Annotated in this window: 15 protein-coding genes and 1 pseudogene; 8 read left to right on the top strand and 8 right to left on the bottom strand. The window is 75.7% G+C overall.

Annotated elements, in window-relative coordinates:
• Positions 1–93 precede the first annotated feature (93 nt).
• Positions 94–738, bottom strand: coding sequence for a DUF305 domain-containing protein (locus tag ABZ923_RS19825; RefSeq protein WP_361473214.1), 645 nt, complete (start codon positions 736–738; stop codon positions 94–96).
• Positions 739–830: 92 nt separating this feature from the next.
• On the bottom strand, positions 831–1232 hold the full coding sequence (locus ABZ923_RS19820) for a DUF6153 family protein (protein WP_361473211.1): 402 nt from the start codon (positions 1230–1232) through the stop codon (positions 831–833).
• Positions 1233–1442: 210 nt separating this feature from the next.
• On the opposite strand from ABZ923_RS19820, the gene ABZ923_RS19815 reads away from it, so the two are divergent.
• Positions 1443–2030, top strand: coding sequence for a sigma-70 family RNA polymerase sigma factor (locus ABZ923_RS19815; RefSeq protein WP_361473208.1), 588 nt, complete (start codon positions 1443–1445; stop codon positions 2028–2030).
• Positions 2031–2120: 90 nt separating this feature from the next.
• Entirely contained in the window at positions 2121–3071 is a 951-nt protein-coding gene (locus ABZ923_RS19810) for a MerR family transcriptional regulator (protein ID WP_361473228.1), read from the top strand.
• Between the two features lie 44 nt (positions 3072–3115).
• On the opposite strand, the gene ABZ923_RS19805 is transcribed toward ABZ923_RS19810, so the two are convergent.
• The 5 genes and pseudogenes from ABZ923_RS19805 to ABZ923_RS19785 all read right to left on the bottom strand — a co-directional run bounded on the left by ABZ923_RS19805 (position 3116) and on the right by ABZ923_RS19785 (position 10070).
• Positions 3116–4489: a deoxyribodipyrimidine photo-lyase gene (locus ABZ923_RS19805; protein WP_361473205.1), complete on the bottom strand. Its 1374-nt coding sequence runs from the start codon at positions 4487–4489 to the stop codon at positions 3116–3118.
• A gap of 175 nt (positions 4490–4664) precedes the next feature.
• Positions 4665–5669 (bottom strand): DUF5914 domain-containing protein, encoded by a 1005-nt coding sequence (locus ABZ923_RS19800; protein WP_361473202.1) that lies wholly within the window; start codon positions 5667–5669, stop codon positions 4665–4667.
• Positions 5666–6697 carry a phytoene/squalene synthase family protein gene (locus ABZ923_RS19795; protein WP_361473199.1) on the bottom strand — a complete coding sequence of 344 codons (1032 nt, stop codon included), beginning with the start codon at positions 6695–6697 and terminating at the stop codon, positions 5666–5668. The genes ABZ923_RS19800 and ABZ923_RS19795 overlap by 4 nt, the downstream gene beginning before the upstream one ends.
• A 563-nt stretch (positions 6698–7260) precedes the next feature.
• Positions 7261–8736 (bottom strand): annotated as a pseudogene (locus ABZ923_RS19790) (phytoene desaturase); the annotation flags it as partial.
• Complete coding sequence (locus ABZ923_RS19785) at positions 8733–10070, bottom strand: polyprenyl synthetase family protein (protein WP_361473196.1); 1338 nt, start codon at positions 10068–10070, stop codon at positions 8733–8735. The gene ABZ923_RS19785 and the pseudogene ABZ923_RS19790, both read right to left, overlap by 4 nt.
• Positions 10071–10420: 350 nt before the next feature.
• On the opposite strand from ABZ923_RS19785, the gene ABZ923_RS19780 reads away from it, so the two are divergent.
• From ABZ923_RS19780 to ABZ923_RS19755, 6 genes are all read left to right on the top strand, one after another.
• Positions 10421–11674, top strand: a complete 1254-nt coding sequence (locus ABZ923_RS19780) for a lycopene cyclase family protein (protein WP_361473194.1) — start codon at positions 10421–10423, stop codon at positions 11672–11674.
• Positions 11671–12399, top strand: coding sequence for a class I SAM-dependent methyltransferase (locus ABZ923_RS19775; protein ID WP_361473191.1), 729 nt, complete (start codon positions 11671–11673; stop codon positions 12397–12399). The genes ABZ923_RS19780 and ABZ923_RS19775 overlap by 4 nt, the downstream gene beginning before the upstream one ends.
• Complete coding sequence (locus ABZ923_RS19770; RefSeq protein ID WP_361473189.1) at positions 12396–13988, top strand: NAD(P)/FAD-dependent oxidoreductase; 1593 nt, start codon at positions 12396–12398, stop codon at positions 13986–13988. The genes ABZ923_RS19775 and ABZ923_RS19770 overlap by 4 nt, the downstream gene beginning before the upstream one ends.
• A 71-nt stretch (positions 13989–14059) precedes the next feature.
• Positions 14060–14842: an MEDS domain-containing protein gene (locus ABZ923_RS19765; protein WP_361473186.1), complete on the top strand. Its 783-nt coding sequence runs from the start codon at positions 14060–14062 to the stop codon at positions 14840–14842.
• Entirely contained in the window at positions 14839–15792 is a 954-nt protein-coding gene (locus tag ABZ923_RS19760; protein ID WP_361473183.1) for a sensor histidine kinase, read from the top strand. Before ABZ923_RS19765 ends, ABZ923_RS19760 begins: the two co-directional genes overlap by 4 nt.
• Positions 15793–15902: 110 nt before the next feature.
• Positions 15903–16280: an STAS domain-containing protein gene (locus ABZ923_RS19755; protein ID WP_361473181.1), complete on the top strand. Its 378-nt coding sequence runs from the start codon at positions 15903–15905 to the stop codon at positions 16278–16280.
• Positions 16281–16461: 181 nt separating this feature from the next.
• Here the strand turns inward: ABZ923_RS19755 and ABZ923_RS19750 are convergent, their stop codons facing one another.
• Positions 16462–16887 carry an Hsp20/alpha crystallin family protein gene (locus tag ABZ923_RS19750; RefSeq protein WP_361473179.1) on the bottom strand — a complete coding sequence of 142 codons (426 nt, stop codon included), beginning with the start codon at positions 16885–16887 and terminating at the stop codon, positions 16462–16464.
• Between the last annotated feature and the right edge of the window lie 335 nt (positions 16888–17222).

Here is a 17222-nt window from a genome sequence, read left to right as displayed (position 1 = left end):
CGCCCCCCCCGGGGCGCGGGTGTCCCGTGGGGGGGGGGGGGGGGGGGGGGGGGGGGGGGGGGGGGCCCCCCCCCCCCCCCCCCCGCCGTGCCGTCACCGGCTGCCGAGGAGCTGCTTCATCTCCTTGATCTCGGCGTTCTGCGCGGTGACGATGTCGTCCGCCATGGCCTTGGCGGCGCCAAAGCGGCCCTTCTCCTGCTCGGTGCGGGCCATCGCGACGGCGCCCTGGTGGTGCTCGACCATCAGGGTCAGGAACCGGGTGTCGAAGTCCTTGCCGCCGGCCTTCTCCAGGGCCGTCATGTCGGCCTCGCTCATCATCCCGGACATGCCCGGCATCCCGGCGTGGCCGGAGTGGTCCATGCCGGCCATGGGGACGTCCTCGCCCCAGGACGTCAGCCAGCCGGTCATGGTGCGGATCTCCGGGTCCTGCGCCTTCTCGATGCGCGAGGCGAGGTCCTTCACCCGGGCCGAGGCGGCCCGGCCGGCGGCCAGCTTCGCCATCTCCAGGGCCTGCCGGTGGTGCGGGATCATGCCCTGCGCGAAGACGACGTCCTGCGCGTTGTGGGCGGTGGCCGACGCGCTCGGGGTGGCGGAGGTGCCGTGGCCGCCGTGGGCGCCACTGCCGCTGTCGCCGTCGCCGCTGCCGCAGGCGGCGAGGACGAGGGCGCCGGTCACGGCGGCCGTGGCGAGCGCGGCGCGGCGGGCCAGGGTGCGGCGGGTCAGGGAACGGGTGGTCATTGGGAACTCCTGCTGTTCTGAAGGGATTTAGGGCACGCGTGAGCACGACCGCGGCACCTGCGCTACGGCAGGGCGGGCGGCCGGTGCGGCCTCTAGATCCGCAGGAGTTGGAGTTCGGCCAGATCGGGCGGTGCCCGGGCGCCGTCCGGTGCCGTGGCCGGGGCGGAGCGCGGGCAGGGGGCCGGCGCGGCGACGGCCGCCGGGGCTGGGGCCGGCGCGGGCAGCTGCGGGCCGCCGTCCGGCGCGCCCGAGGCACAGCTGGGGTCGGCGTGGTGCAGCTGGTGGCCACCGCAGTGACCGGCACCGCCCGGGCAGTCGTCCGGCGCGGTGACGGCGACCGATCCGTGCGCGACCCGGGCGTGTCCGGCGTGTGCCATGCCCCCGCCGGGCGCCAGGGCGTGCATGCCGAGCAGCCCGGCCAGCAGGGCCAGCACGAGCAGCGCGCGGCGCCGCCGCAGGGGCGGTCGCGGGGCGTGCGCTCGGGTGCCGGTCATCGGGGACATCGTACGGGGACCGGGATCAGCCGCCGCGCAGGGCACACCGTCCCGGAGCGGGAACGGCCCCCCGGGTCGTGTGGTGGGCCGGCCCCGGGCGGTCCCACCCCCGACTGAGTCGATGCAGACTCGATGCGAGTTGCCGCCGCAGGGATGCCGGACGGACCGTGGCCATCAGACGGGGAGCCACCCCGGACGAGGGAGCAGGCCATGACCGCACTTGCCGTGATCGAAGCCGAGCCCGTGCCCATGGCGCCTCAGGAGGACGAACTGGCCTCGCGTTTCGCGGCCGGGGACGAGGACGGCATGGAGGCGGTCTACCGCCGCTGGGCCCCACTCGTCCTGTCGCTGGCGCGGCAGTCCCTGGGCGACGGCGCGGAGGCCGAGGACGTCACCCAGACGGTGTTCCTCGCGGCCTGGCGCGGACGCCACGGCTACCACCCGGGCCGTGGGCCGCTGCCCGCCTGGCTGGTGGGCATCACCCGGCGCAAGATCGCCGACGCTCTGTCCGCCCGCACCCGGCGCACGGACGTCGCCGCGGCGGCGGCGCGCGAGTCGCCCCCCTCGCCGGAGACGTCGTACGCGCAGGACGCGGTCCTGGACCGGGTGGACGTGACCCGGGAACTGCGCCGCCTTCCCGAGGCCCAGCGGCGGGTCCTGTGCCTGGCCTTCTACGGTGACCTGACGCAGACGCAGATCGCCCACGTCACCGGCTGGCCGCTGGGTACGGTCAAGAGCCACACCCGGCGCGGCCTGCTGCGCCTGGGCCGGTGCCTGGACGCCGAGGCCACGGAGTGAGCACACTCGACGGAAGAGGACCACGTGACCGCCACCGACTCTGCCGCGCAGCCGGACCAGGGGCCGCCCGCCGTACCGGGCGCCGCCGGGCTGACCACCGGTGTGCTGGCCCGCCGCCTCGGCGTGTCGCCGATGACCCTGCGCTCGTGGGACCGCCGCTACGGCATCGGGCCGACCGCACGCACCGGGGGCGGGCACCGTCGCTGGACCGCGGCGGACGTGGCGACGGTCGAGGAGATGTGCCGGCTGACGGCGACCGGCATTCCGCCGGCGGACGCGGCCCGCGCCGCCCGCACGGCCCCTGCGGGCCCGCCCGCCGCGGCGGGAGCCGCCACCGCTGCGACGCGCCCGGCACCCGAGGGGCGGTCGCGGGCCGCCGGCGCACTGCCCCTCGGTGACGTGCGTCTGGAGTGCCGCGGCCTCGCGCGCGCCGCCGTACGACTGGACGCACCCGCGCTGGAGAAGCAGCTCTCCGCCGCCGTCGAGCGCTACGGCCTCATGGTCGCCTGGCAGGAGGTGATGGTGCCCACCCTGCACGCCGTGGGACGCCGCTGGGCCTCCTCCGACGACCAGTACGTGGAGGTGGAGCACCTGCTCGCCTGGCACGTTTCCACCGTGCTGCGCCGCAGCACGCCGCCCGCCGCACCCGTCGCCGCCCCGGGGCCCGGTTGCGTCCTGCTGGCCTGTGTCCCCGGCGAACAGCACACCCTGCCCCTGGAGGCCCTGCACGCGGCGCTCGGCCGGGAGGGGATGCCGGTGCGCATGCTGGGAGCCGCGTTGCCCGTCGAGGCGCTGGACGCGGCGGTGCGCCGGCTCGGCCCGGTCGCGGTCGTGCTGTGGGCCCAGGAGAGCGCACGCGCGGCCCCGGCCCTGGCCCGGCACGTCGCCGGCCTGCGCTGGGGCATGAAGGGGACGCGGCGCGGTCCGGCGGTGCTGCTGGGCGGCCCCGGCTGGAGCCGGTCCCAGCCCGCCGGCGTGCTCAGGCCGGCCGGACTGGCGCAGGCGGTGGAGGCGTTGCGCGCGCTGTACACCGCGGGGTGAGCCGCCGGGGCACCACCGCCGACAACCCGATGCCCCCAGGGGCGTCAGACGCGTCCCCGGGCCCGCTTGAAGCGGTCCAGGCCCTCCGCCAGGGACACCACCGGCTCGGGGTAACCGGTCCCGGAGCGCACCGGTGCCGGAAGCTTCCACGGCTCGTGCACGGCCGCACCCCCCACGTCCGCCAGTTCCTCCACCCACCGCCGCACGTAGGCCCCGTCCGGGTCGTACCGCTTGCCCTGGGTGACGGGGTTGAGCACGCGGTAGGGCCGGGTGTCGGTGCCCGTGCCCGCCATCCACTGCCAGTTCATCTGGTTGTTCGCCACGTCGCCGTCGACCAGCAGGTCCAGGAAGTGCCGGGCGCCCACCCGCCAGTCGACGTACAGCGTCTTGCTGAGGAAGCTCGCCGCCAGCAGCCGGCCCCGGTTGTGCATCCAGCCCTCGTGCCGCAGCTGCCGCATCGCCGCGTCCACCACCGGGTAGCCGGTACGGCCCTCCCGCCACGCCTCGGTGTCCGCCTCCGCGTCCTTCCCGCGGCGCCACCGGTCGCGTTGGGTGCGGTAGTCGTGTGCGGCGGCGTCGGGGCGGGCGGCGAGCACCTGACGGTTGAAGTCGCGCCAGGCGACCTGCCGTACGAACGCCTCCGCGCCCGCGCCGCCGGCCCTGTGGGCCCGGTGCACCACCTCGACCGGTGACAACGTTCCGAAGTGCAGGTGGGGCGAGAGGCGGGAGGTGGCGTCGCCGGCCAGGTCGTCGTGCCGTTCGTCGTAGGCGGCCACGCCGGAACGCAGCCACGCGGTGAGCCTGCGCCGCCCCTCCGTCTCGCCGCCCGCGCACAGCCCCGGCGACACGCCGCTCACGTCACCTCGCTCCGGCAGCGGGGCGGAGCCCACCTCCTCCGGCACGGTGATCGCACGCGGCGCGTCCAGCACGTCCCGCAGGCCCTGCGCGGACCAGCACCGGTAGTACGGGGTGAACACCGCGAAGTGGTCGGAGGAGGCCGGCGTCACCGCGCCCGGTGCCACGGCGGTGCTCACCGTCTCGTGGACGTACAGGCGCCGCCCGTCGGCCTCCAGCGCCCGCCGCAGCCGCCGTTCACGCGCGTGCGCGAAGACGCTGACGTCGCCCGCCATGTGCACCTCGTCGGCGTCCGCCTCGGTGGCCACCCGGCACACCTCCGTGACCGTGTCGCCCTCGCGCAGCACCAGCCGGCCGCCCCGCTCCCGCAGCCGGGCGTCCAGGTCCCGGAGGCAGTCGGCGAGGAACGCGAGCCGGTTCGGCGCGGCGAAACCCGCTCCGTCCACGGCGGGGTCACGCACGAACAGCGGTACCACCGGGCCTCCTCCGTGCAGAGCCGCGCGCAGCGGAGGATGGTCCGACAGGCGCAGATCGCAGGTGAACACGACGACCGAGGTGTGCATGGGGATCACTTCCGCTTCCGGTGGGGTCACTCCGGAAGGGATTCGCCCCGGCGGCCGGTGACGGATGCGGTGTACCGCCGCCACTCCCCCGTTCGGGTGAGGGCGCCCCCGCGGCTGCGGCCGGGGACCGGTGACCGCCCGGTGCGAGGGCGGACCCGGGGCCCCCGTTCGCCGTTCACCCGGGGAAGCGGCCCGTGGACCGTAGCTGCCAGCGCCGCTCGGCGTAGCTCAGGTCGTCCCGCCACAGCCGCCCGGCCGCGGCGCGCATCAGGGGACGCAGCAGCGGGGCGGCCCGGCGGGCGGCGGCGAAGCCGGGACGGTGCGAGGCCGCCACCACCGCCTCCACGACGGCGGTGCGCGGTCGGCCCGCCCGGTCCGCGCCGAGCGGTGTCGCATGGGTCTCCACGACGGAGCCCACACCCTCGCCCTCGGTGATGTGCATGACGACCGTCCGGGGTTCGGGCGCGCTGAAGACGGCGCGGACCGGCACGACCAGCCGGCCCGCCACCTTGAACGACACGTCGACGGTCAGGGCGTCCGGGCGGCCGTCCACCGCGCCGTCCGGGCCCGGTGCGTCCACCACCGTCAGGTCGACGAACGAGTACGGGTGGAACCACGCCCCGTGCCACGGATCGAGCCGGTTGGCCACCACGTCCTCGGGCTCGCAGACACCCACTCCGGTGTAGACGGCCGTCACGGCGCGCGCGGGCTCGGGCCGCGGCGGTACGACCGGTGCGGCCAGCGGCTCCTCGCCGCCCACCGCGTCCAGCCGCGCCCACACCAGGACCCCGTCGTCGTGCACCGGCAGCGGCGACCAGCCCGCGTGCGGGCCGCCGTCCAGGGCCAGTCCGTGCCAGTGGCACACCAGCGTGCCGCAGCGCACCGGGCTGTCCCGCAACGGCGCCCCCAGGTGAGGGCAGATCCCCGGTCCGCCGACGAGGCGGCCGCCGGGCCCTCGCCAGACCACGACCTCCTCCCCCGCCACGGTCCGCGCCAGCTTGCCGTCCCGCCGCAGGGCACGGGAGGCGCCGACGACGTACCAGTTGCCGGACGGGCGGGCCTGCGCCCGCTTCAACGCCGCGGCGATCAGCCCGGGCCGCGCCTCGGGCCAGGTGGGCCGCTGGCCCTCCCAGGGCACGGCATGGCGGCGCAGTGACAGCGGCAGACGGCGGCGGTTCACGCGACCTCCTCGGCCGCGCGGGCGGTCACCGCCGGCGAGAGCCCGGCTGCGGGCAGGGCACCGGCGCGGTGGGGCGGCCGGCGTCCGGGCCCGGTCCGCGCACGCAGCCGGGCCGCCGCCACCCGGACCAGCCCGTCGGCGGCGACCACCGCTCTGCGCCGGCGCCGCACCACCGACCGCCGGTGCAGCACGGTCCAGCCGTCCCGGGCGACGGCGTCGAGGATGCCGCCGTACAGGACGGTCGCGGTGCGGATGCAGGGCCGCGCCACCGGTTCGAGCAGGTCGACACCGGGCACCGCCTCCCGGTACACGCCACGGGTCAGTGCCTCGAACTCCCTGAGCGCTGCGGTGATCCGGGGGTCCGGGCGGCCCGTCGCGCGGCTCCAGAGCAGCAGGTCCCGGTCGACACCGTGACCGTCGAGCAGGTCGGCGGGCAGGTAGACGCGCCCGCGGTCCAGGTCCTCGCCGACGTCCCTCAGGAAGTTGCTCAGCTGGAAGGCGACGCCGAGGGCCGCGGCGTACGGCTCGGCCTCCTCCCGCGGCACCACCGTGCCCAGCACCGGCAGCATCTGAAGCCCGATCACCGCGGCCGAGCCGTGCGTGTACGCGCTCAGGTCGGCGTAGGTGGGATAGGCCGTCACGGTCAGGTCGGAGCGCATCGCGGTCATGAAGTCCCGGAAGTGGGCGTGGTCGATGGCGTAGCGGCGGACGGTGTCGGCGAGGGCGTGCACCACGGGCTCCGCGCCCCTGCCCCGCCGCAGCCCCGCCTCCATCTCCTCCTGGAGCCGGGTCAGCGCCCGCGCCCGCACCTCCGCTCCGGAGTCGGGGGCCAGGGAGTCGACGATGTCGTCGGCCCAGCGGGCGAAGCCGTACAGCGCGTGCACGGCGGGCCGGCGCTCCACGGGCAGCAGCCGCGTGGCGAGGAAGTAGGTCCTGCCGTGCCGGGCGTTGAGGTCGCGGCAGTGGCGGTAGGCCGCGCGCAGCGCCGGATCGGTGATCCCCGCCGCGTCCAGCTCTCGAACGGTCATCCTGCCCTGCCTTCGGTCGCGGGTGCCGGGGGGTCGGCCGGGGGGCTCTCCGGCGCCTCGGGGCACCTCGTGGCACCCGGGGAGTTCTCCGGCGCCTCGGACCGCCTGGTGACAGCCGGGGACTCCGGCGGGCGAGCCGGCGACTCCGCCGCGGCGGCCGCCCTGGGGCTCTCCGGCACCTCGGGCCGCCTCGCGGCGGACGGGGACTCCGGCGGGCGAGCCGGCGACTCCGGCGCGGCGGCCGCCCTGGGGCTCTCCGGCACCTCACACCGCCTCGCGGCGGACGGGGACTCCAGCGGACGAGCCGACGACTCCGGCGCGGCAGCCGGGAAATCCTCCGGCGCTTCCCACCGCCTCGCGGCGGACGGAGGGTCCGGCGGGCGGGTCGGCGGCTCCGGTGCGGTGGCCGCCCGGGTGGGCGGTGTCGCGTGTGCTCGTGGTCCGGCCGCCGGCTCCGGCCCGGTGGCGAGCGCGGCCGGGGCCGGGGAGGCGGGGGGAGCCGCGGCGCGGGTCCGGCCGGGGAGCGCGGCGGGGCGCGGGCGGGCGCTTCCCCGCCCGGGCGGCCCCGTGACGCGGGCCGCGGCCAGCTTCCCCGACAGCAGCACGGTCGGCACCCCGACGCCCGGTGTGGTGCCGCAGCCGGCCAGGACCGCGTTCTCCGTGCCGCGCACCAGGTTGCGCGGCCGGAACGGCCCGGTCTGCGCGAAGGTGTGGGCGGCCGAGAAGGGGGTTCCGGCGGCGTGTCCCTGGGCGTGCCAGTCGGCCGGGGTGATCAGGCACTCCTCCTCGATGGCGGCTCCGACGCCGTCCAGTCCGCGTCGCTCCAGCTCCCGTAGCAGCGTGTCCCGGTAGCGCGGGCCGAGATCGGACCAGGCCGCCGCGTCCGGGCCGATGTCGGTGTTGGGGCAGGGGGCGAGGATGTAGTGCAGGTGGCGGCCCGGCGGCGCGAGGCCGGGGTCGGTGGCGGTGGGGCGGGTGACGAGCAGGGACGGGTCGCTCATCAGCCGTCCGGCGCGGGTGAGCTCGTCGAACGTCGAGCGCCACGCCGCGCCGAACGAGATCGTGTGGTGCGCGAGCAGGGGCCAGGTGCGGTCCGTGCCGGCGTGCAGCACGACGGCGGAGGGGGAATGACGCAGCCCGAGCGGCCTGCGCGGCCGGCGGCCGAGCAGCCGGTAGGCGACGGGCAGGTCCGGGGTGAGGACGACCGCGTCGCACGGGATGCGGCCGGCGTCCGTGACGACGGCCGTCACGCGCCGGCCCGACCGCTCCAGGCGGGTCACCCGCTGCCCGAACCGCAGCTCGGCGCCGGCCGCTGCGGCGGCCTCCGCCATCGCCCGTGGCAAGGCGTGCATGCCGCCCCGGGGAAAGTACACGCCGGCGACGGTGTCCATGTAGGCGATGACCGCGTAGGCGGCCAGCGCCCGCGCCGGTGGCACACCCGCGTACAGGGCCTGGAAGGAGAACACCCGGCGCAGCCGCTCGTCGCCCAGGAACCGGCCGATCCGCGCGTCCAGGCGACCGAAACCGCCGAGGGCGGCCAGCCGGGCGAGATCGGCGTTGAGCAGGCCGAGCGGTGAGTCGAAGTTGGCGTCGATGAAGCGGCGCATCTGGGCCCGGTACAGCCGCTGGAGCCAGTCGCGCAGCCGCCGGTAGCCCGCCGCCTCGGCCGGCCCGGCGAACCGCTCCACCTCCGCCGCCATCGCGTCCGCGCCGGTGTGCACGTCGAGGCTGCTGCCGTCCGCGAAGCAGGCCCGGTAGGCCGGGTGCAGGGGGATCAGTTCGACCCGCGCGTACAGGCTGTCCCCGACGGCGGCGAACGCCTCGTCGGCCAGGTCGGGCATGGTCAGCACGGTGGGCCCGGTGTCGATCCGGTACCCGGCCAGGTCGAGGCGTCCGGCCCGGCCGCCGGGGAGGTCGTCCCGCTCGACGACCGTGACTCGGCGCCCGGCACCCAACAGGTGCAGTGCCGCCGACAGTCCGGCGAGTCCGGCGCCGACCACCACCACGTGGTCCGTGGGACCGGGCAGGGTGCGGGTCACCGGCCGCTCCCCGCGCCGCCGCGGGCCCGCGTGGTGGACGGATCCGGTACGGGCCGAAGCCGCACGGCGGCCTCCCCGCCCCGCCGCGCCCCGGCCGTCGCGAGCAGCAGGGCGCGCAGCGGCCCGGCGCCCTCGGGATCGAGCGCGGCGCCGTCGAAGTGCCGCAGTCCCTGCGCGGCGAGCCGGTCGACCTTGGTCTCCACGGTGGCGCGCGCGCCGGTCGTGACCAGCACCTCCCGCACCTCGTCCAGGGCGCGCTCGGTGAGGTCCGCGTCACCGAGCCGCCGGTCCAGCACGGCGAGCGCGGCGCCGTCGCCGGCGGCCTCGGCCCGCGCGCGGGCGACCGCGACCAGATAGGTCGGCTTGCCCGCCCGGATGTCGCCGCCGCACGCCTTGCCGGTCTCCCGCGGGTCGCCGAAGACGTCGTCCAGGTCGTCGCGCAGCTGGAAGGCCAGGCCCACGCAGCGTCCGGCGTCGCACAGCCGGCGCAGTGTCGCATCGTCCGCGCCCGCCACGGCGGCTCCCAGGGCGAGGGGCCGCTCGACCGAGTAGAGGGCGCTCTTCAGGCGGGCGGCGCGCAGCACGCGGGGCAGGGACCAGGCCGCGGTGACCTCGCCCTGCACATCGAGGTACTGGCCCGCCACCATCTCCGTGCGCATGTCGCTCCACAGCCGCCGCACCACCACCCCCGTCCATGCCGCCAGGGGTGTCTCCGCCACCAGGTCGTCGGCCCAGGCCAGCGCCAGGTCCCCGGCGAGAACCGCGGCCGACTGCCCGAACCGCCGGGCCCGCTCGGGTCCCACCCGGTCGGCGTACCCGTCGGTCAGGTCCGTGTGCAGTGTGGGCCGGCCCCGTCGCAGGACGGCCCGGTCCATCACGTCGTCCTGGACGAGTGCGCACGTCTGGAGCAGTTCCAGGGCTCCGGCGATCCGCAGGGCCGCCGCCGCGGGGGCGGGGTCCCGGCCGGCGCAGGCCCGCGCGGCCCACCACACCAGCTGCGCGCGCGTGCGCTTGCCACCCTGGAGGGTGAAGCGCGCCACCCGTTCGGCCACGTCCTCCGCGAACAGGGGATCCGCCAGCCGTGCGCGGCGCAGGCGCTCCTCCAGCACCTCGCCGAGCACCCGGCCCACGGCGCCGGGGACGTCGGCGTCGACCCGCCGCACGTCGGCGGACCCGTCCGGAAGCGGCCCGCTCGGCGCGGGGCACGCCTCGGTCCTGTCGTGTCCCTCCCCGCCGCCGGTCACCGGCCGGCGCGGAAGCGACGCACCGGGCACCGCCGCGACCGGCCGCGGCGGCGCGGCCGCGGGGTGGTCCTTCGCCTGGGTGGGACGCATCCCGGTTCCCTCCGTCGTGTCCGTGTCCGTGTCCGTGTGTGTCCGTGTCCGTCGTTCCCGTCACCCGACTGCTTCCGCCCGGGCGGCGCGGACGGATGCGCCAACGCTCCACTCGATCGCGGGGACCGCCGGGGATCCGCCCCTTCCACCGTGCTGTGCCCGGCGTCCGTCCGCTCGCTGTCAGGGGGTGCCCTGCATCCGCCGGGGTAAAGACTCCGGAAGACCAGGCCGGGGCAGCCGACGGCGGACACCGGGCCCGCCGGCCCGCACCGCGAACGGTCCGGAGCGCTGGAGCGCCGAGGAAGCGCGAACGGTCCGGATCTCAGGAGCACCGAGGAAGGGAGGACGCCGTGCCGGAAGCGGACGTGGCCATCGTGGGCGCGGGCGCGGCCGGGCTGTCGCTGGCCCACCGGCTCGCCGGGAGCGTTCCCGGTCTGCGGACACCGTCCGTGGTCCTCGTGGACGCGCCGCCCGGCCCGCTGCGGCCGCCGCCGCGGACCTGGTGCTACTGGACGGCGGGACCCGGACGGTTCGACGCGGCGGTGCGGGCCGAGTGGCGGCGGCTGCGGGTGCGCCCGCGCACCGGCGCCCCGGTCGAGGGGGACATCACCCCGTTGCGGTACCGCATGATCCGCTCGGACGACTTCGAGCGCACGGTCCTCGCGGACCTGGCCCGCAGTCCCAACGTGCGGCGTCTCGAAGCGACCGTCGAAGCGGTCGAGGACGTGCCCGGTGGGGCCCACGTCCACCTGAGGGACCCCGACGGCCGGGGGCGGGTGCTGAGGGCCCGCTGGGTGCTCGACTCCCGCCCCCTCGGCAGCGTTCCGGCCGCCCGCACCGTCCTGTTGCAGCACTTCCACGGCTGGTTCGTGCGCACGGCGCGGCCCGCCTTCGACCCGGCCGCGGTGGAGCTGATGGACTTCCGTACCCCGCAGCCCGCCCACGGCCTGTCCTTCGGCTACGTCCTGCCGACCGGGCCGTGCGAGGCGCTCGTCGAGTACACCGAGTTCTCCCCGCGCACGCTCGCCCCGGACCAGTACGAGGCCGCCGTACGGCACTACGCCGACGAGGTGCTGCGGCTCGGCGAACGGCAGGTCCTGGCCAGGGAGACCGGCCTCATCCCGATGACCGACGCGCCGGTCCCGCGGCAGACCGGAGCCTCGGTCTTCCGCATCGGTGCCGCCGGCGGAGCGACCCGCCCCGCCACCGGCTACACCTTCGCCGGACTGCAGCGCCAGACCAGGGCCGTCGCCGACGCCCTGCGCCGGGGGCGCCGCCCGGTGCCGCCCGCCGCCCACCGGGCGCGCTCGCGGGCCATGGACGCCGTCCTGCTGCGCGCCCTGGACAGCGGCCGGGTCGACGGCCCGGAGCTGTTCGGCCGCCTGTTCGCCCGCGTGCCCATGGCACGGCTGCTGCGCTTCCTCGACGGAAGCACCCTCCCCCACGAGGACCTGGGCATCGGCCTGCGCACGCCCGTCGGGCCCATGCTGCGCTCCGCACTGGAGCTGCCCCGCCTGCCCCGCCGCCCCTTCGACCTGCCCGCGCCCCCGCATCCGCCGCCACCTCCCGCCGCCCCGCACCTCCCCCCGACGGAGACCGCATGACGCTGCTGCGCGACGAGCACCTCGCCGCCGCCTTCGACCACGCCTCCCGCACCTACGACACGCTGGTGGCCGCCAACCCCGGCTACCACGCCCACCTGCGCCGTTCGGTGCGCCGGCTCGGCCTGCCCGGACAGGGGCAGGGGCTGCGGCTGCTCGACCTCGGCTGCGGGACCGGCGCCTCCACCGCCGCCCTGCGGTCCGTCCTGCCCGCCGCCGACATCACGGCCGTGGACGCCTCGGCCGGCATGCTGCGGCGGGCCGCCGCCAAGCCGTGGGCGGACGGGGTGACCTTCGTCCACGCCCCCGCCGAACGGCTCACCGAGGCCGGGGTGCGCGGCCCCTTCGACGCGGTGTTCGCGGCCTACCTCGTCCGCAACGTCACCGATCCCGACGCCGTGCTCGCCGCCGTGCGCGGGCTGCTGCGGCCGGGCGGCCGGCTCGGCGTGCACGAGTACACCCTCAGCGGGCGCCGCGCCGACCGCGTGGTCTGGGCACTGGTGTGCCGCGGTGTCGTCCAGCCCGTGGCGACCCTGCTCGGGGACGGACCGCTGTACCGGCACCTGTGGCGCAGCGTGGTCGAGTTCGACACGGTCGGGCGGTTCGCGCGGCGGCTCGCTGCGGCCGGCTTCGACCAGGTCCGCGCCGTACCGCTGCCGGGCTGGCAGACGGGCATCACCCACACCTTCGTCGCCCGCCGGCCGCACGACCGTACGGAGGACGCGTGAGGCCCCCCCGCCGGAGCGGCGCGCGCCGGGGACGCGACCGCCGTGCCCGGATCCTGCCCGCCCGGCCCGCCGCCCCCCGGGTGCGGGGGACCCCGCCGTCGGTGGCGGTGGTCGGTGCGGGCATCGCCGGCCTCGCCGCCGCCACCGTGCTCGCCGAGCGCGGGGTGGCCGTCACCGTGTACGAGAAACGGCCGTACCTCGGCGGACGGGTGGGCGGATGGCCGACCGAACTGCGCGACGGCACCACGGTGACCATGAGCCGCGGCTTCCACGCCTTCTTCCGCCAGTACTACAACCTGCGCGGACTGCTGCGCCGTACCGACCCCGGCCTGGAACGGCTCGCCGCCCTCCCGGACTACCCGCTGCGTCACGCCGGCGGCCTGCACGACAGCTTCCGGCACGTCCCGCGCACCCCGCCGCTCAGCGCTCTCGGCTTCGTGGCGCTCAGCCCGTCCTTCCGGCTCGCGGACCTGCGCGCGATGGACCCCCTGGCGGCCCTGCCGCTGCTCGACGTGCGCGTGCCGGAGGTGTACGACCGTCTGGACGGCACCAGCGCCCACGCCTTCCTGGACGCCGTGCGCTTCCCCCAGAACGCCCGGCACCTGGCCTTCGAGGTGTTCTCCCGCAGCTTCTTCGCGGACCCGCGGGAGCTGTCGGCGGCCGAGATGGCGCTGATGTTCCACATCTACTTCCTCGGTTCCGCCGAAGGGCTGCTGTTCGACGTGCCCCGCGCCCCCTTCCCCGCCGCCCTGTGGGACCCGCTCGCGGGCTACCTGGCCCGGCACCGCGCGGAGGTGCGCACCGGCACGTCCGTCGAGCACATCGCGCCCGTCCCGGACGGCGGTCTCATGGTCACCTCCGACCGGGACGAGCGGCGCCACGACGGGGTCGTCCTCGCCCTGGACAGCGCGGGCCTGCGCTCGCTGGTCGAGCGCTGCGGCCGGCTGGGCGACGCGGCCTGGCGCGAGCGGATCGGACGGTTGCGCACCGCCCCGCCGTTCCTGGTGAGCCGGCTGTGGCTGGACCGGCCCGTCGCGCCGGACCGCCCCGGCTTCCTCGGGACGAGCGGCTTCGGCACCCTGGACAACATCAGCGTGCTGGAACGGTACGAGGACGAGGCGGCCCGTTGGAGCGCACGCACCGGGGGCTCCGTGGTCGAACTGCACGCCTACGCCGTCCCGCCCGGATCCGCGCGGGAGGTGGAACACAAGCGTCTCCTCGGCCAGCTGCACCGCGTCTACCCGGAGACCCGCACGGCCACGGTCCTCGACGCCCGCCACGAGTGGCACGAGGACTGTCCCCTCTTCCCGGTCGGCGGCTACGGCGACCGTCCCACCGTCCGCACCCCGCACCCCCGCCTGGTCGTGGCCGGAGACCTGGTCCGCACCGGCCTGCCCGTGGCGCTCATGGAACGGGCGGCGACGAGCGGCTTCCTCGCGGCCAACGCCCTGCTGGAACGGTGGGGGGTGCGGGGACAGACGCTGTGGACGGTCCCGGACCGCGGGCGGAGCGCGGTCCTGAGGGCCTTGGCCGCATGGCGGGGCGGACGTCCGCCGTCCGCGCAAGGCCGGGCCGGACGAGGTGCGTGAGGCCGGCGAAGTCGCAGGGGCCGGTGTCCGCGGTACGCCGATAGAGTGGGAGAGGAGGCGAGGGAGGGGTAGTGAGAGCGCCGCGCACTCTGACGAGCCTGGACGAGGTCGACACCGGTGATCACGTCTGCCAGGTGTTGGGCCATGCGGACGACGTCATCGACCGCAGCCGGGCCTTCGTCGCGGACGGAGCGCTGCACGGCGACAAGGTGGTGATCGTCGGTCCGATGCCCCGGACGGAGAGCGAGTTCCCGCGGGTCGTGCTCGATCCCGCCGGGCTGGAGGGTTCCCTTCTGGCCGCGGTGCGCCGTGAGGCGGCCACCGCCGACCGGCAGGGCTTCCGTGCGCTGCGTGTTCTGCACCATGTCGCTCCGGGGTGCTGCCCGGAGCGGATCGAAGAGCTGCTGCGCAGCGAACTCGACCTGGAGGAGTTCGCCGCCGACACCGGAGCCCTGGTGGTCTGCGCCTACCACGGCCCCGACTGGGACCTTCCCGCTCTCCAGCGGATCAGGTGCCTCCATCCCCACTGGCTGGGCAGTCGTCCGGTGCCTCCCGCCTTCCGGGTGTTCCGGGCGGGAAAGGAGAGCTGGGCGGTGAACGGGATCGTCGACAGCGACGGCGCGGCCGCCTTCGGCGCCGTCCTGAGCACGCTCCTGGCGCGGACGGCGACGGTGCGCCTGCTCTGCCATGCCCTGGAGTTCTTCGACGCGTCCGGGATGAGTGCCCTGGCCGACACCGTCCAGCTCCTCCCGGATCGCAAGGTCGTCCTGGAAGGCGCCAACGACACCGTGCGGCTCTCCTGGGAGCTGTCCGGCTTCGCGATTCCCGACATCCCGGTGGTGATGGCGCCGTGACCCCCTCCGTGCCCGCCTCCGCCACGACCGGCCCCGGATACCGGCACGAGCTGTACCCGTACTCCGGCAGCGACGAGTTCGTCGAGGGCACCGTGCGTTTCATCCAGGACGCGCTCGACGGCGACGAGGCCGTAGTCGTGGCCGTACCGCAGGACAAGGCGTCCCTGCTGCGCGCCGAGATCCGCGAGGACGAGGCCGTGCGCTACGTCGACACGAGCCGGGTGGCGCACCATCCGGGCAGGCTGATCGCCGCCTGGCAGGAATGGCTCCAGGATTACGCGTCGGAAGGGCGGCCCGTCCGCGGGATCGGCGAATCGCCCTGGGACACGGTCCGCAGTCCGGCCGAGGCCCAGGAACTGCGCTACCACGAGTGGCTCCTCAACAAGGCCTTCGCCCAGGGACCGGCCTGGTGGCTGCTGTGCCCGTACGACATCGCCCAGGGCAAGGCCGCGCTCGCAGAGATGGCCGGCTGCCACCCCGAGATGCGCGAGAGCGGCCGGACGGTGCGGTCCGAGGCGTACGACCCGCGGGCGCCCTTCGCGTTCACGCCGCTCACCGGCCCCTGTGATCCGTACGACGAGTTCGCCTACACCAAGGGGGAGCTGTCCGCCGTGCGCGAGAAGATCGCCGCCTGCGCCGAACAGCACGGCCTGACGGGCCGGCGCCTGCGGGAGCTGCACCTGGCCGCCACCGAGGTGGCCACCAACAGCATCCGCCACGGCGGCGGACACGGCGTGCTGCGCACCTGGAGCGAGGACCGACGGATCGTGTGTGAGTTCCGTGACGCCGGCTACATCGACGACCCCCTGGCCGGACGGAGGAAGCCGGGCCCCCGGCAGACGGGCGGACGCGGTCTGTGGCTGGTCCAGCAGCTCTGCGACCTCGTGGAGATCAGGTCCGCACCGCACGAGGGCACCACGATTCGCCTCCACACCGTGCTGCCCGAGTAGTCTGCCGGCGCCACCCGAACCCCGGTGAGAGGCGAGACGCCGGGTAGGCGTAGGGCAGCGCCCCCAGGGGCGGGACAGGACCAACGGTCACGATGGGAGCGCCTCACCCCATGCTCACCGTCCGGATGCAGGGCGAGAACACGACAGTCGCAGGACTGCCGGAGAAGATCGACTACGACACCGCCCCACTCGTCGGCGCCCAGTGCGAGGACTTGATCAGGCAGGGCTGCACCACTCTGGTGCTGGACGCGTCCCGGCTCGAATACCTCGACTCGTCGGGCGTCAGCATGTTCATCACGCTGTGGCGCATACTCGACGACCGCGCCGGCACCCTGCGTCTCGCCGCTTTCCAGTCCCACTACCACCACGTGTGGAGCATCCTCGGCCTCGACGCCCTGCTCCCCCTCTTCCCCACATCGGACGCCGCCCTCAACGCTCCCGCCACGCCGGTGCGCACGGGCGAACGCGTGGACCGGGGCTGCGCCTGAACCCCGCTCAGCACACGACCGGAGCCCCGCGGTGCGGACGCGTCTCGCCCGGTCCCGCGATCACCTGGCTCACGCCGCCTTGCAGCGCTCGTCGGCGCTCAGCACGGTCCGCAGCAGCCACAGCAAGGCGCCCACGGGTTCAGCCTCCTTGAATGCGATGGGACAGGCGGGCAGCCAGCTCTCAGGCGGTCAGCTGCTTGGGCGCGCCGCCGGAGATGGCGATCTTGCGGGGCTTGGCGTGTGCGGCCAGCGGGATGCGCAGGGTGAGGACGCCGTTGTCGTAGGCGGCCTCGGCGGCAGCGGTGTCCAGGGCGTCGGACAGGGCCAGGCGGCGGGTGAACCGGCCGGTGGGCCGCTCGGTGAGTACGGGACGGGCGTCGGCCGGCACCGGGGAGGGGCGCTCGGCGGTCAGGGTCAGCGTGTGGTGCTCCGTGGTGAGTTCGATGCTGGAGCGGTCCATGCCGGGCAGATCGAACTGCAGGTAGAGCGCTTCGTCGTCGCGCCAGGCATCCGCCGGAATGACGGTGCCGGCCGAGGCGGCGCCGTTCGCGAGCTGATGGGTGACCCGGCGGTCAAGATCGCCCAGAACGTCCGTACGCGCAAGCATGCGCAACTTCTCCCTCCCTGAAGGCAGGCCGCAGGGGCCTGCGGCCCGACGATCGAGTACCCGCCTATTCGTATAACCGGTCGGGAGATTCACTGACAAGCCCCCACTGCATGAAGTTGACAGCAGAAGACTCAATCTCTTATCTGCTCACGAGAGGGCAGGAAGGGAGGCCGCTGGTGACGGAAAGGATGAAGACTGTCTGACTGCTGGGGGCCCGCGGCGCGGCAGCGGTGGTTTTCGTGCCATGGATACCGGAAGGCAGGTGAGCATCGTGACGCGGCTGCCACGCCGACGGCGGCGATCTGGTGGTGCGTCTGCCGTGGCGGTGGGCACTG

This window comes from Streptomyces sp. NPDC046881 (genome assembly GCF_040645015.1).
Taxonomy (GTDB): domain Bacteria; phylum Actinomycetota; class Actinomycetes; order Streptomycetales; family Streptomycetaceae; genus Streptomyces.
This window is presented reverse-complemented; position numbering and strand designations above follow the sequence as displayed.

Coding starts and splice junctions, on each gene's coding strand:
- ABZ923_RS19805 (WP_361473205.1), bottom strand. CDS start 4,489: ATGCACACCTCGGTCGTCGTGTTCACCTGCGATCTGCGCCTGTCGGAC.
- ABZ923_RS19825 (WP_361473214.1), bottom strand. CDS start 738: ATGACCACCCGTTCCCTGACCCGCCGCACCCTGGCCCGCCGCGCCGCG.
- ABZ923_RS19750 (WP_361473179.1), bottom strand. CDS start 16,887: ATGCTTGCGCGTACGGACGTTCTGGGCGATCTTGACCGCCGGGTCACC.
- ABZ923_RS19785 (WP_361473196.1), bottom strand. CDS start 10,070: ATGCGTCCCACCCAGGCGAAGGACCACCCCGCGGCCGCGCCGCCGCGG.
- ABZ923_RS19755 (WP_361473181.1), top strand. CDS start 15,903: ATGCTCACCGTCCGGATGCAGGGCGAGAACACGACAGTCGCAGGACTG.
- ABZ923_RS19795 (WP_361473199.1), bottom strand. CDS start 6,697: ATGACCGTTCGAGAGCTGGACGCGGCGGGGATCACCGATCCGGCGCTG.
- ABZ923_RS19815 (WP_361473208.1), top strand. CDS start 1,443: ATGACCGCACTTGCCGTGATCGAAGCCGAGCCCGTGCCCATGGCGCCT.
- ABZ923_RS19775 (WP_361473191.1), top strand. CDS start 11,671: ATGACGCTGCTGCGCGACGAGCACCTCGCCGCCGCCTTCGACCACGCC.
- ABZ923_RS19820 (WP_361473211.1), bottom strand. CDS start 1,232: ATGACCGGCACCCGAGCGCACGCCCCGCGACCGCCCCTGCGGCGGCGC.